This window comes from Actinoallomurus purpureus, assembly GCF_024055795.1.
GTDB lineage: Bacteria > Actinomycetota > Actinomycetes > Streptosporangiales > Streptosporangiaceae > Actinoallomurus > Actinoallomurus purpureus.
Genome location: NZ_JAMXMY010000014.1, coordinates 48,777 through 61,736 on the forward strand (window position 1 = coordinate 48,777; position 12,960 = coordinate 61,736).

Annotated in this window: 10 protein-coding genes and 1 tRNA gene; all 11 read right to left on the reverse strand. The window is 72.2% G+C overall.

Annotated features, from left to right (window positions below):
* Window positions 1-84 precede the first annotated feature (84 nt).
* The 11 genes from NE236_RS24895 to NE236_RS24945 all read right to left on the reverse strand — a co-directional run bounded on the left by NE236_RS24895 (window position 85) and on the right by NE236_RS24945 (window position 12,956).
* Window positions 85-2,142 (reverse strand): glycosyltransferase family 39 protein, encoded by a 2,058-nt coding sequence (locus NE236_RS24895; RefSeq protein ID WP_252844534.1) that lies wholly within the window; start codon window positions 2,140-2,142, stop codon window positions 85-87.
* Between the two features lie 117 nt (window positions 2,143-2,259).
* Complete coding sequence (locus tag NE236_RS24900) at window positions 2,260-3,105, reverse strand: dolichyl-phosphate beta-glucosyltransferase (RefSeq protein WP_252844535.1); 846 nt, start codon at window positions 3,103-3,105, stop codon at window positions 2,260-2,262.
* Between the two features lie 180 nt (window positions 3,106-3,285).
* Window positions 3,286-4,545, reverse strand: coding sequence for an alginate lyase family protein (locus tag NE236_RS24905; protein WP_252844536.1), 1,260 nt, complete (start codon window positions 4,543-4,545; stop codon window positions 3,286-3,288).
* Window positions 4,546-4,941: 396 nt separating this feature from the next.
* Entirely contained in the window at window positions 4,942-5,406 is a 465-nt protein-coding gene (locus tag NE236_RS24910) for a hypothetical protein (RefSeq protein WP_252844537.1), read from the reverse strand.
* Window positions 5,403-5,912 (reverse strand): RNA polymerase sigma factor, encoded by a 510-nt coding sequence (locus NE236_RS24915; protein WP_252844538.1) that lies wholly within the window; start codon window positions 5,910-5,912, stop codon window positions 5,403-5,405. Before NE236_RS24915 ends, NE236_RS24910 begins: the two co-directional genes overlap by 4 nt.
* Window positions 5,909-7,282, reverse strand: coding sequence for an alpha/beta fold hydrolase (locus NE236_RS24920; RefSeq protein ID WP_252844539.1), 1,374 nt, complete (start codon window positions 7,280-7,282; stop codon window positions 5,909-5,911). The genes NE236_RS24915 and NE236_RS24920 overlap by 4 nt, the downstream gene beginning before the upstream one ends.
* A gap of 646 nt (window positions 7,283-7,928) precedes the next feature.
* A complete protein-coding gene (locus NE236_RS24925) occupies window positions 7,929-8,102 on the reverse strand; it encodes a hypothetical protein (protein WP_252844540.1) in 174 nt (57 codons plus the stop codon).
* Window positions 8,103-8,169: 67 nt separating this feature from the next.
* Window positions 8,170-10,479 carry a transcriptional regulator gene (locus NE236_RS24930; RefSeq protein ID WP_252844541.1) on the reverse strand — a complete coding sequence of 770 codons (2,310 nt, stop codon included), beginning with the start codon at window positions 10,477-10,479 and terminating at the stop codon, window positions 8,170-8,172.
* A 1-nt stretch (window position 10,480) separates the two neighbouring features.
* Window positions 10,481-10,554: transfer RNA gene (locus NE236_RS24935), tRNA-Pro, on the reverse strand.
* A 48-nt stretch (window positions 10,555-10,602) separates the two neighbouring features.
* Window positions 10,603-12,000: an aldehyde dehydrogenase (NADP(+)) gene (locus tag NE236_RS24940; protein WP_252844542.1), complete on the reverse strand. Its 1,398-nt coding sequence runs from the start codon at window positions 11,998-12,000 to the stop codon at window positions 10,603-10,605.
* On the reverse strand, window positions 12,000-12,956 hold the full coding sequence (locus NE236_RS24945) for a PH domain-containing protein (protein WP_252844543.1): 957 nt from the start codon (window positions 12,954-12,956) through the stop codon (window positions 12,000-12,002). The genes NE236_RS24940 and NE236_RS24945 overlap by 1 nt, the downstream gene beginning before the upstream one ends.
* Window positions 12,957-12,960 lie beyond the last annotated feature (4 nt).

Here is a 12,960-nt window from a genome sequence, read left to right on the forward strand (position 1 = left end):
CATTATCTGTGAGTGCCGAATACGGCCGTGGCCCGGTCTCCACAGACTGTGGAGACCGGGCCACGGCTTCGCGCGGACGAGAGGTCAGCCGTTGTAGCGGTACAGCGCCATGCCGCTGCCGGTCGAGCTCGACGTGCTGCCGCCGTACGCCGTCGCCTTCACCACCGTGAAGTTCTGCTTGATCCAGCTGGTGACCGCGGTGTTGCCGCCCCCACGGTTGTCGCCGCCGAGGAGGACGTAGCGCAGCTTGCCCTCGGTGACGTACTGCTTCAGTTTCGCGACCGTCATGGCCGGGTCGCTGCCGGTGAAGCCGCCCATCGCGATGACCGGCTTTCCCGTCTGCAGGATGATCGACGATGCGCTCTGCGCGCTGGAGACCGCGACGAGCCAGGTCGCGCCGCCCTGGTTCTTCTCCAGGTAGGAGACCAGCGACGCGCTCACGTCCCCGCCGGGCCCGCCGCGCGACGCCGAGCCACGCGACGCCGAGCCACCGGACGGTGCACCACCCGACGGTGCGCCACCCGGCGCCGAGCCGCTCGACGGTGCGCCCCCCTGGGGCGCATTGCCGGTGGGGGGCTTCATGCCAGTGGGCATCGAACCCCCGCCCATCCGCGGCCCGCCGCCCATGCCGCCCGAGGTGGCCGGGCCGGCCGTCGGGTTGGTGCCGTTGCCGGTGCCGCCGAACGCGGTCGTCGTGGCGTACGCGGCCGGCCCTGCCAGGGACCCGGCCAGGCCGACGGCCGCCGCTCCCAGGGCCAGCCGGGTCCGGGTACGCGGCGCGAGGCGCGCTATCAGCAGTCCGGCCACGCCGGCGACCGTGGCGGCCGCGACCAGCCAGGCCACCCACGGGTGCCAGCTCGGCGTACGGCGCAGCACGGCGAACGCCCACCCGCCGGTGACGGCGAACGCGAGCGGCAGCGCCCACGACCAGCGGCGCGGCGCCTGGTACATCGCGACCGTGCCCGCCCCCACCAGGGCGGCCAGCGCGGGCGCCATGGCGGTCGTGTAGTACGGGTGGAAGGTGCCCTGCGCGAAGCTGAACACCGCGTAGTGCACGGCCAGCCAGCCGCCCCACAGGAGCAGCCCGGCGCGCGCGGCATCGGTGCGCGGCGCGCGGCCTCGCAGGGCGACCGCCACGACGAGCGCGATGACGGCGAACGGGATCAGCCAGGAGATCTGCCCGGCCATGATCTGGTTGAACAGCCGGCCGGCGCCGGACGTGCCGCCGAAGTTCGCGCCCTGGCCGCCGCCACCGCCGCCCGACTGACCGAAGATCCGGCCCAGGCCGTTGTAGCCGATGACGAGGTCCCAGACGGTGTTGTCCGTGCTGCCGCCGATGTACGGGCGGTCGTTCGCCGGCCACTGGTCGACGATCAGCATCCACCAGGCGCTCGACACCGCGAGCGCCACTCCGGCGGCCGCCAGGTGACCGATGCGCCGGACCGTCGAGCCCTTCGCGCACAGCAGGTAGACCAGCGCGAAGCCGGGCAGCACCAGGTACGCCTGCATCATCTTGGTGTTGAACCCGAGCCCGACGAACGCCGCGCAGGCCAGCAGCCAGCGCAGCCGGCCGGATTCCAGTGCCCGCTGCAGCGCCCACGCGCCGAGCACGAGGAGCAGCACCAACAGCGTGTCGGGGTTGTTGTCCCGGTTGATGGCGACCGTGATCGGCGTCAGCGTCATCACGAGCGCGGCGATCAGCGCCGCGCGGTACCCGAGGCTCCGCCGGACGGTGGCGTACAGCACGGCGACGGCGGCGACGCCCATGACGACCTGCGGGCCGACCAGGCTCCAGCCGTTGACGCCGATCACCCGCGCGACCAGCGCCGGGATCCACAGCGCCAGCGGCGGCTTGTCCACGGTGATGTAGTTCCCGGCGTCCAGGGAGCCGAAGAACATCGCCTTCCAGCTGTGCGCACCGGACAGGACGGCGGCGGAGTAGTAGGAGTTGCCGGACAGGGACCAGATCCGCCAGCCGTACAGGATCGCGGCCGTGGCGAGGATCGCCCACAGCGCCGGGCGCACCCAGCGCGGCGTCCGGTCGGACGTTTCCGGGCGGTACGTGCCGGGAGCGCGCTCCCGGTATCGTCCGGCGGGATCTCGGGTGATCGAGGTGGCGGGCGGGGAGATGTGCGTCGTCATCGGTACAGGTCTTCCTGTGCGGGCGACGGCTGGGTCGCCGGGTCGGCTGTGGAGGGAGGGCCGGGTCGTGGTGCGGACGGCGGTGGGTCGCCGGGACGGCTGGGGAAGGCGGAGGGGTCAGGCCGCCGCGCGGGCGGCGGCGGGCCGTCGCCGGGACGGCACCGGGGCGCTGAACTCGCCGTGCCGGATGCGCCGCCGTACGCGGGCGATCCCGCGCAGGTCGTCCAGGGCGGTCCGCATGATGTCGACGCGGCTGTCGGGGTCGTCCACCCAGTCGACGGGGACCTCGTGGACGCGCAGGCCGCTGCGCTCGGCGAGCACGAGCAACTCTGTGTCGAAGAACCACGCCTGGTCCTCGACGAGGGGGAGCAGCGCCCGGACGGTCTCGGTGCGCGCCGCCTTGAACCCGCACTGAGCGTCGGAGAACCTCGTGCGCAGCGTCATGCGCAGCAGGAGGTTGTAGCAGCGGGAGATGATCTCGCGCTTCGGACCCCGCTCGACGCGCGCGCCGCGCGCCAGCCGCGAGCCGATGGCCAGGTCGCTGTGGCCCGACACGAGCGGCATCACCAGCGGCAGGAACCCGTCGAGGCCGGTGGACAGGTCGACGTCCATGTACGCGACGACGTCCGCGTCGGTGATGCTCCAGACGTGCCGCAGGGCCCGGCCCCGGCCCTTCTGGTCCAGGTGGACGGCGCGGACGTGGGGCAGGTCCTGGGTGAGCCGCATGGCGACGTCCCAGGTTCCGTCGGTGCTGGCGTTGTCGGCGATGGTGATCCGGAAGGCGTACGGGAAGGTGCCTGTCAGGTACGTGTGCAGCCGGCCGACGCTCCGGGCGAGGACGTGCGCCTCGTTGTAGACGGGGATGACGACTTCCACCAGGACGTGTGACGACCTGCGGAGGGGACGGACGGGCATGTCCTGCGTGGTGAGGGTGTCGTGGTCGCTCATGGCATCCACGGTCACGAATCGGACTGTGAACGGACTGACACGTCCATGAGGTCCGGGTGAGAGCTCGGCCGTACTGGGGCGGCTGCTCTCATACGGCGCTCATGAACGCCTTAGACACGATCACGCATCCGATCAATAGGGTCGCTGACGCGCGAAGCGGGGGCCGGACCGAGGGCCCGGGCCCCGCTTGCCGTTCTACCGGGTGAAGGCGAGTGTGCCGAAGCCGAGCTGGTCGAAGCCGCCGCTGTTGGGGCCGTAGTCGCCGCCCCCGCCCTCGGGGCGCACCTTGGCGGTCATCGTCTTGGTGTACGGGGCGTGCAGGCCGCGGCGGCGGACGTAGTGGTTGTAGACCAGCGCCCAGATCGGACGCACGTCGCCCCGGGCGGAGGGCGACACCTGAGTCTGGGTCTGGGTGCGTCCATGCGTGTTCGCCGCGCCGGACTTCCAGGTGTACGGCGTGAACGGAACGTCGTGTCCCAGGTTGTACTTGGCGACGTACTCACAGCCCTTGAGGAACCGGTTGTCGTCGTAGCCGTACAGGTCGTAGCCCTGGTTCCAGGCCATCTCGCAGAACGTTCCCATGAGCCCGATGCCGAGCGTGGTGTGGCCCTGGTCGCGCCCGGCCTCCTGCCACTGACCGAGCCCGCCGGGGTGCAGGAACGGGACGGCATGGCGGATGGAGCCGTTGCCCGCACCCGTCTTGAAGTAGGTGACGGCCTGCCGCACCTTGGCGTGGTCGTCGCAGAGGATCCCGATGGCCAGCACCGAGCACATCGACGCCAGGTCCCAGTTGGCCCAGTAGTTCGTGATCCACGCGCCGTTGTGGTTCTTCAGGAAATCGTCGTTCATCGGGTAGAAGATGTCGCGCATCATCTTCTGGAACCGCGCGAGGTCGAAGCCGGGGTAGCCGCGCAGGAGCTCGGCGGCGTTGGCGAACTGGTACCCGTAGATCCCGGCCGCCAGGAACCGGTCGGCGTTGCCCGTCACGGTTTTCAGGGTCGCGGACCAGGCGTTCATGATGTCCCGCGCCGTGTCACCGTGCGCGCTCTCTCCGGTGATCTTCCAGCGGAGGGCGTTCTGGTAGGCGGCGTGGACGTCGTTGTAGAGGATGACATAGTTCTGCGGCGAGCCGCCGCGGTACACCGTCGTCTGGGGGCGGGCCTTCCAGCCGCTGCGAGAGTGCGCGTTCGCCTCAAGGACCTTCCAGCCCGCCTCCCACGGCGCGGTGCCCGCGCGCACCTTGGTGCGCATCCGCTTCAGGTCGGCGCTCGTGTGCAGCAGTCCCGGATGGGCGAACCGCTTCACCGGCGCCTTCGCGAGCTTCGCACTGGCGCTGCCGGCCGTGACGCGCCCGCCGTCGAGCAACCCTGCCCCGGCGACACCGGCCACCCCGGCGACCGCCAGACCACCCGTCAGCCCCAGCACACCCCGTCGGCTTATCCGGCTCTGCCCCATGAGGTCTCCCATCCGTGTCGATGCCCTCGCTCAGGAGACGGTCCCGGCCGCCCGGCGATAACGGTTTCCGGTGGCCCCGGCGCAGAGATCTTCCGCACTCGTCATCCGGCGATCACTGCCGGACGAGCGGCAACCGTCAGTAGAGCGGCAGAGTAGTGGTTACACGCCGACTGTTTAGGCGGGTTTGCGTAGTTCGGGGCGAGTTCTGTCGGCCGCGGCCTCGTGGGCCGGCCGTGCCCGGCTCCGGCGGTCCCCTCAGTGCGGCAGACCCGCGTAGCGGCGGCACTCCGCCCGGTCGTGCGGCAGGACGGCCGGGAAGCGTCCTCACCATGATGATCCTTGGCGAGCACTGCCATTAGATACGCAGTGACCGCCAATGGATCGGCTTCGTGGTGGTCACGCGCGGAGTCGGGTCTCGAGCCGGGTCAGGGCATGGTCCAGCTCGCGGGCCGTGCCGAATGGGACGATCATGGCGCGGCCCGGGACGCGCAGGCCGCCGGTGAGGGCGATCCGGGTGCCGTCGGGGTCGGGTGCGGCCGCCATTCCGATGATCAGGAACCGGCTCTGCAGCCAGCACCAGCCGGGCCGGACCACCCCTTCCAGCCGGGCGCGCATTCCGTAGCGGCTGCGGGCCAGCGCCACGACGCGTTCTCCGTCCCTGCTGAGCACACGAACGTGCCGCATGTCCGGCTGGAATCGGCCGAACTCTCCTTCCAGGTCGCCCATCACCGCCCAGACCTCGTCGGCCGGGAGGGGCAGCACGCGCTCGGTGATCCGCGCGCCCGGGATCGCCGCCGCCAGTACGCGCAGGCGGCGGACATCGTCGAGGTCGGCGGTCGGCCACTGCTGTTCATCGGTCATGCGGACCACGCCTTTCGAAAGCTCGCCCGGGCGCGGTGCAGCCGGGACTTGAGGGTGCCCGCCGGGAGGTTCAGCAGGCGGGAGGCGGTCTGCTCGTCCAGCCCTTCGACGTCCCGCAGGACGAGCACCGCGCGGTGTTCGGGAGACAGCCGGGCGAGCACGTCGCGGATGTCGGCGGCGAGCTGGGGGTCGCCGGGCGCGGGGAGGTCTGCGAGTTCGGCGGGATGGGCCCGGCCGTCACGGCGGGCGATCCGGACGGCCTCGCGGACGGCGACGGCGCGCACCCACCCGTACAGCGCCTGCGGGTCGCGCATGGAGCGGAGCGACCGGAACACCACGATCAGCGCCTCCTGGGTCGCGTCGGGTCCGCTGTCCAGTGCGATCGGCCCGCAGATCCGCGCGACGTATGGGGTCAGGTGGGCGAGGAGGTCCTGCATCGCGAGGGTGTCGCCGCGCAGTGCCGCCCGCGCCAGCGCGATCCCCGGTTCGTGCGGGTCATCGCTCATTTGAGGAAGTCTTCCATCAGCCGGTCGACCGGCCCGGGGCAGTCGAGGGTGAGAGCGTGCCCGCATCCGTCGAGGACGTGCACCCGCGCGTTCGGCAGCAGCGCGCCGAACCGCTGCGCCTGCCGTACGGGCAGCACGGTGTCCTGCCTCCCCCACACGACGAGGACGGGCTGAGGGGTACGGGGCATGGCCCGCTCGGTCTCGCGCCAGTCAAGGCCGCGTTCCAGCCGGTAGGTGGCGCGCCGGTTCGCATCGATGGTCCCCGGGGCCCACATCGCGTCCACGACCTCGTCGGTGGCCCGCTCCTTGTGCACGAACAGCGCCCGGACGGACGAGGCGACGAGGCCGCGCCCCGAGCCCAGGTTCGTCAGCAGTTCGCCGAACGCGGGCATCTTCAGCGCCTCCCAGCTCATGGGGTCGCGTTCGTGCAGGCCGGACGGGGCGAGCAGGATGAGCCTGCTGACCCGCGCGGGGTGCCGCTGCGCGTAGGCCAGCGCCCAGCCGCCGCTCCAGGAGTTGCCCGCGAGCGCCACGGCCGGCAGCCGCGCCGCCGTGAGGAAACCGTCGATCGCGGCGGTCATCCCCTTCAGGTCCCAGGAGAAGTGCGGGTCGCGTACCTGGGTGTTGCCCTGGCCCGGCAGATCGACGACATAGACGGTGTGGGTGCGGGAGAGAACGGCGAGTTGTTCCTTCCAGGCGAACAGCCAGGCCGCGCCGGGCGACAGCAGCACCACCGGCGAGCCGCCGCCTCCCTGCCGGACGTAGTGGAAGCGCGCGACGGGCGTCTCGAGATACTGCGACGCAACGGTGGTCAGGTAGGGCGACCGGTATCCGCGCTGCTCGCCGGGCCGCCACCCGTACGCGCCGTACAGGCCGGCACCCGCCAGCACCAGCGGCAGTGCCATCGCGACGGCGCGGACCCATCTCCCGGCGAAGACCCCCGACAGCCACGCGGTCGCGACACCGAACCCCAGGCACAACGGCGTGTAGAGCAGCGGGTTCAGCCATCCGAACGCCGCACCGGACCCGTCACCCGCCCCGCAGGCCCACACCACGCCGGCCAGCCCCCGCACGAGCAGCCCCGCCGCGACGGCGAACGTCACCGCCGCGCAGAGCCGCCGCAGCCACCGGGGGCCGCGCCCCAGCGCATGCCCGAGCACGGCCGCCGCCGCGGTGAACAGGGTCGCCGCCAGCGGCAGCAGCACACCCGGCGTGAACGGCACCTCGCCGCCCAGCACCGCCAGGGACAACGACCGCTCATCCGGGGCCGGCCAGGTCAGCCCGGTCGCCCAGTACAGATGCAGGACGCCGTCCAAGGCCAGCAGCGCGGCGACGGCCTGCCCGCCGCCCCGCCGAAGATCGCTTCGCATGTCTTCCGCCTCTTCCGTGTGTTGTGTCGCATGGAAGAGGAGCGGTGTCGGGCGAACGTTCCTGTGACCCCGGTCACCGCTACGAACGATCCCGTTGATCACCGTGCGCTGGTCGACGTACTGGCTACCCCGCCGCGGCTTGGCAGGCCGGATCGACGGGACATGGCAATGGGCACCGACGGCACGTCACCGCCTCAGCCGCCGTCTACTGAGACGAGAATATTCTCGTCTCAGTAGACGGCGTGGAAACACACGGGTCCCCCAGGGCGATTTCAAGTTTGCCCGTCTGGGGTTATCGTCACGTGATGCCCGGATCGATTGTGGCTACTTAGCATGACGTAAAAATGAGGATGACCTTCTGTCCGTGATCATGCTGACGATCAAAGGCAACCGGCCCTCCCTGCACGCCGCAGCCATCCCAGCCACTTACGAACTGACCCGCGCCGAAACACCTGGGCCACCAGCACCAATGAAAGTCTCGGCCTGCCGTACGCAGCCCGGCTGGCCCTTATCCGCCGTGACACCTCCGACCGAATACCGGCCCCGAGACACCATCTGGCGCGAAGACGACCACCCTTCCGTTCATCACATAGCGTCACCGGCACGGCAAATTTCAAGTTTGATCTATGGTGGCCGCGGGGTGCGACTATGCCTTTTTGATCGCGTCGATCGTCCGCGTGTTGGACCATCCGGATCCAAAGCTCAGGTAGTCGTGGTCGACCGAGCCGTTCTTGGAGCCGTAGAAGAGCGACACCCGCGCCAGGCTCCCCTTGGGAGCCGACCCGGTGAAGGTGATGGTGATCCTGCGTGTGCCGGTCACCTTCCAGTAGCCGGTGACCCTGACCTTGGTAGGCGCGCAGTCGCGGCTAACGCCAGGGCCCTGGGCACTAGGAGCCGCTGCGCATCCAGTGGCCGGCCGCGCTCCAGCCCAGGAGGCGGCGGGCGTTCGGGGCGCTGCCGTCGTCGAGGCTGCCGCCGACGAGGACGTGTCGCAGTCCGGTGAGCACCGGCGCGAGCCGCCGTACGACGTGCTCGGGGTGACGGCGGGTCTCCTCCTGGATCCAGGCGATGACGGCGATCTGGTCCTCCAGTCCGCACAGCGACAAGAAGAACAGCGTCTGCCGCCAGGCGTACGCCGCGTCCTTGATGGTGGTGAGCGGACGCGGGTTGCCGTGGATCCGCGTCACCAGGCGGCACACGGTCGTGAACGCCCGGCGGGCGAGCTCCGGCCAGCCTCCGGACGGATAGACGCCGATGGGGTGGACGAGTGCGGCCAGGTTGTGGGTCGTGAGGATCTGCGCCTGCTCGATCATCATGCCGTTGGCCGCGACCCACGAGCCGCCCGTCCGGTCGCCGGCCCGGCCGCGGCACACCGCGGCGAACCGGTCGGGGTCGGCCAGGCCGCGGACCGCCGCGTAGTCGATCCCGTAGTAGCGCTCGTAGAGCGTGCCCTCGAGCACGTCGGCGGCCAGCCGGGCGGCCCGCCCGAACTTGGGGGAGAAGGCGCCCATGAAGATGTCGGCGGCCAGCTCCTCCGTGAACGGCACGTCGACGCCCGCCTGCCGGGCGAGCGCGGACAGCTCCTGGATCAGCGGGTTGGGCAGGACCGTGCCCGGGAAGCCCTGCAGCGCGAGCTCCCCGAGGCGTACGAGCGCGACTCGCGCCTGCCCGCCGCCCTTGGTCGTGGAGCGGTACCGCGTCACCGCGGCCACCCAGGGCAGCTCCTCGAGCCGGACCTGGTGCTCGAGGTTGAGCAGGAGCAGGGACCGCCGGTTGCGGAACGCGCGGTACACCGCCGCCATCAGCGCGCGGAGCGCGGCGTCCTCGTAGGCCTCGGCGGTCGTCACGGCGACGAGCTGGGGAACGAGCTCGGCCAGCACCTCCGCCGACGGGACCACGCCACGCTCGACCAGGGTGGCGATCGGGGCGCTGAGGGCCCGCTCGACGACCCGCCGCAGCGGGTCGGGGATCTCGCTGCCCGCGGCCGCTCCCGTACGGGCCTCCTCCTCGGTCACCGGCGCGACCGTCTCGTCGACGGACGGCAGACCCGCGTCCGGCGGAAGGTCCGCCAGGCGTGCCACGAGGACCTGGGCGAGGGCGTGGAGTGTCGGGCGGGCGGCCGTGATGGCCTGGGCCTCGCGCAGCGTGGTGTGCTCCGGGGAGCCGGGTACGCCGCGCCGCCGGACCATCGAGTCCACCGCGTGCTGGAGCAGCCCGCGCAGCCGGGGCGTGAGGTCGCGCCCCGCGACCCTCTCCTCCAGCGCGGTCCGCAGGATCGTGAGGTTCTCCTTCGGGCGGCGGTGCTTTGTGCACAGGGTGTGGACAACGGCCAGGCGTCGATACCGCGCGAGCAGGTCGGCGCCGCGCTCCCGCCAGCCGTCGGGATCGACGGCCCCGACCAGCCCGGCCGTGACCCGCCTGGACTGCACCTGTCCGGTCGCGAACCGATGGGACTCCACCTGACCGGCCATGAACCGATCGGACTCGACCGTCTTCAGCCAGTGCGCCAGGAGTTCGTCGGCGAAGGGGTTCCAGACGGTGAGCGCCTCGTTCATCGCGGTGATGGCGCGGTGCGGTCGGCGGCGGTCGAGGGCGGCGTGCACCTCGCCGACCGTCTCCCGATGCACGACTGCATCGCCGGCCGACGACGGCGGCGGCGCGGCGACCGGTCGCGGCGCGAAGCGGAGCCGGTCGGCGAACGGGTGGATCTGCTCCAGCAGCGTCAGCGCCGCGTCCCGGTCGCCGGACCGCAGCAGCCACGCGACCGTGAGCAGCGCGGCCTCCTCCGGCAGGGCGACCTCGTACGCGCCGCCGTCGAGCAGCGCGTACAGCTCGGCCAGGCCCGCGTCGGTCAGGTGGTGGCGGAACAGCGCGTGGCGGTCGGCGGGCACCCCGGCGCCGCGCGCGGTCGCGATCTCGTGCGGGAGGAGGGGCCCGCCCGCGGCGGCCTCGCCCGTGGCGAACCCGCCGCGTACGACCTCCGGGGTGACCCAGGCCGGGAGGCCGGCCACCGGCGTGCGGGACCCGATCGTGAGAGTGCCGGCCGCCATCCCGCGCACCACCTGCTCCCAGCGGTGGAGGCGTTCTTCCGCCCGCCGCCGGGTCGCGGGGTCCTCGTGGCTCGACGCGGTCGTGAACGCCTTCGCCAGCTGCCAGGACGGGTACCCCGTGCCGACGTGCACCTCTTCACGGTTCATGCCGGCGTGGCGGGTGCCGCCCCCGCGCCCTCCGGGTCCCAAGCCCGGTGCTCTGTCTGACTGAGCTACACGCCGATGGAGCATCAGGCTAGGAGGCGGCGATCACGTCGGCAATGCGTTAATTCACCGGACCGACGGCGGGAGCACCTCGTCGGGCAGGCCCTGGAAGGAGACCGGGACCTGGAAGCGCTGGATCGAGGCCGTGCCGACGGACGTGTGCAGCGGCGCTGTCGTCGCGGGCCAGGGGCCGCCATGCTGCATCGTGTGGTTGACCGCGACGCCGGTGGGCCAGCCGTTGTAGACGATCCGCCCGACGTGCCGGGCCAGCTCGGTGACGAGGTCGCGCGCCAGGTCGGCGTCGGACGACTCGGCGTGCACGGTGGCGGTGAGGGAGCCGGGTACGGCGGCGGCAGCGGCGTGCAGTTCCTCCTCCGAGGAGTACTCGATGATGACGGAGGCCGGGCCGAAGCACTCCTCCGCCAGCTCGGGCCGGGCCGCGAACTCCGTGGCGCTCACCGCGAAGAGGTGCGCCCCGGCGCTCTCCGCGACCGTGCGCGTTCCGTCCGCGAGCCGTTCGACGCCGGTACGGAACCCGTCCACGATCGGCGGCGTCAGCAGCGCCGGCGCCTCGATCGGCGCGATCGCGTCGGCCAGGACCGACTCGAGGCCGTGCCCGGCGGGCAGGAACATCAGCCCCGGCTTCGTGCAGAACTGCCCCGATCCGAGGGTGAACGACCCGACGTAGCCGCGCGCGATCTCCTCGCCGCGGGCGGCGACGGCCGCCTCGGTGACGAAGACGGGGTTGACGCTGCCCAGCTCGCCGTAGAACGGGATCGGGTCCGGGCGGCTGACGGCGGCGTCGAACAGTGCCCGGCCGCCGCGCACCGAGCCGGTGAACCCGGCCGCCTTGATGTTCGGGTCGTTGATGAGGGCCAGGCCCGCCTCGAAGCCGTGCGTGACCGCGAACGTCCCCTCCGGCGCGCCCGCCTTCGCGAGGGCCTCGGTGACGATCTCGGTGGTACGGACCGAGGTGCGCGGGTGGCCGGGGTGGGCCTTCACGATGACCGGGCAGCCGGCCGCCCAGGCCGACGCCGTGTCGCCGCCCGCGACGGAGAACGCGAAGGGGAAGTTGCTCGCGGCGTAGACCGCGACCGGCCCGATCGGCAGCAGCGCCCGTACGAAGCCGGGCTCTGCGGCGTCGCGCTGGAAGCCCTCGCCTCGTACCTCCTGGGCCAGGAGCCGCAGCTGCCCGGTGGTCCGGCCGACCTCGCCGGTGAGGCGGGTGCGGCCGAGCGCGGTCTCGGCGTCGGCGAGCGTCACCAGCTCATCGGTGGCCGCGTCGAGCGCGTCGGCGACGGCGTCCAGCAGCGCGGCCCGCTCGCGCAGCGGCAGGGCCGCGAGCGGTCGCGCGGCGTTCGCCGCGGCGACGGCCAGCGCGGCGACCGTCTCGGCGGAGGTCTCCTCCACGCCCGGCTCCAGGCGTTCGCCGGTCCGGGGGTCGACTCCGTACAGCAGCGTCATCACAGGTCTCCGTCGGTGGGGAAGCGGTTCAGGGTGCCGGGGAGGCGCGAGCCCAGCGGGGACATGCCGCCGTCGGCGCCGAGGCGCTCGAGGATGTCGAGGGTCAGGCGGCCGCGGTGCACCCGCTCGCGGATGGCGTTGACGGCCAGGTCGCGCAGGTGGCGGCCGACCGGGTAGACGCCGGGGGTGTTGCGCAGGCCGAACTTCAGGTAGATCGGCGCGCCGCAGCGGATCAGCTCGGCCGCGTCGTAGAGCCGGACGAACCCGCCGAGGTCGTCGGGGGCCTCGACGTAGAAGTCCATGGGCGCGGCGCTCTGCGCCCGCAGCTCGGCGATCTGTGCGATGGTCAGGTCGCTGGGCACGTTGATGGAGTCGCCGCCGAGCTTCTCCCAGACCGTGTACGCGGCCGGGTTGACGGGTCCGACCAGCGCCGACACCTTGAAGGTGACGTCGGCCGGGAGCACCCCGGCGGCGCGCAGCCGGTGCAGCGTCCACAGCACGCCCTCGTCGGCGACGAGCAGGCAGCGCACGCCGAGGGCGATGGCGCGCTCGGCCTCCTCGACGCACTGGGCGAGCTGGTCGCGGCCACGGGCGCGCGGGCCGGAGCCGCCGGACGACGCCTTCACCCCGGCGCCGATGTCCCAGGTGCCGCGCGGGCCCACGAACAGGCACAGCTCGATGTGGCGCTCCTCGCACGCCTTCACCATCTCGGTGATCTCGGCGTCGGTGAGCATCCAGATGCCGCTGCCCTGGCTGATGCGGTGGATGGGCACCTCGAGGCGGTCGATCTCCTCCAGGGCGGCGGCCAGCACCTCCGGCCCCTCACAGGAAGGCAGCTCGGTCCGCCAGCTTCCGCCGTCGGGGAACCGGGCCTCCGAGCCGGCGGGGGCGGCGCTGCGGGCGGGCATGCCGAGCCGGCCGAGCAGGTGCTCGCCGGGGTACCGGGGAACGCTCATGACG

Coding starts and splice junctions, on each gene's coding strand:
- NE236_RS24895 (WP_252844534.1), bottom strand. CDS start 2,142: ATGACGACGCACATCTCCCCGCCCGCCACCTCGATCACCCGAGATCCC.
- NE236_RS24905 (WP_252844536.1), bottom strand. CDS start 4,545: ATGGGGCAGAGCCGGATAAGCCGACGGGGTGTGCTGGGGCTGACGGGT.
- NE236_RS24910 (WP_252844537.1), bottom strand. CDS start 5,406: ATGACCGATGAACAGCAGTGGCCGACCGCCGACCTCGACGATGTCCGC.
- NE236_RS24915 (WP_252844538.1), bottom strand. CDS start 5,912: ATGAGCGATGACCCGCACGAACCGGGGATCGCGCTGGCGCGGGCGGCA.
- NE236_RS24920 (WP_252844539.1), bottom strand. CDS start 7,282: ATGCGAAGCGATCTTCGGCGGGGCGGCGGGCAGGCCGTCGCCGCGCTG.
- NE236_RS24930 (WP_252844541.1), bottom strand. CDS start 10,479: ATGAACCGTGAAGAGGTGCACGTCGGCACGGGGTACCCGTCCTGGCAG.
- NE236_RS24940 (WP_252844542.1), bottom strand. CDS start 12,000: ATGACGCTGCTGTACGGAGTCGACCCCCGGACCGGCGAACGCCTGGAG.
- NE236_RS24945 (WP_252844543.1), bottom strand. CDS start 12,956: ATGAGCGTTCCCCGGTACCCCGGCGAGCACCTGCTCGGCCGGCTCGGC.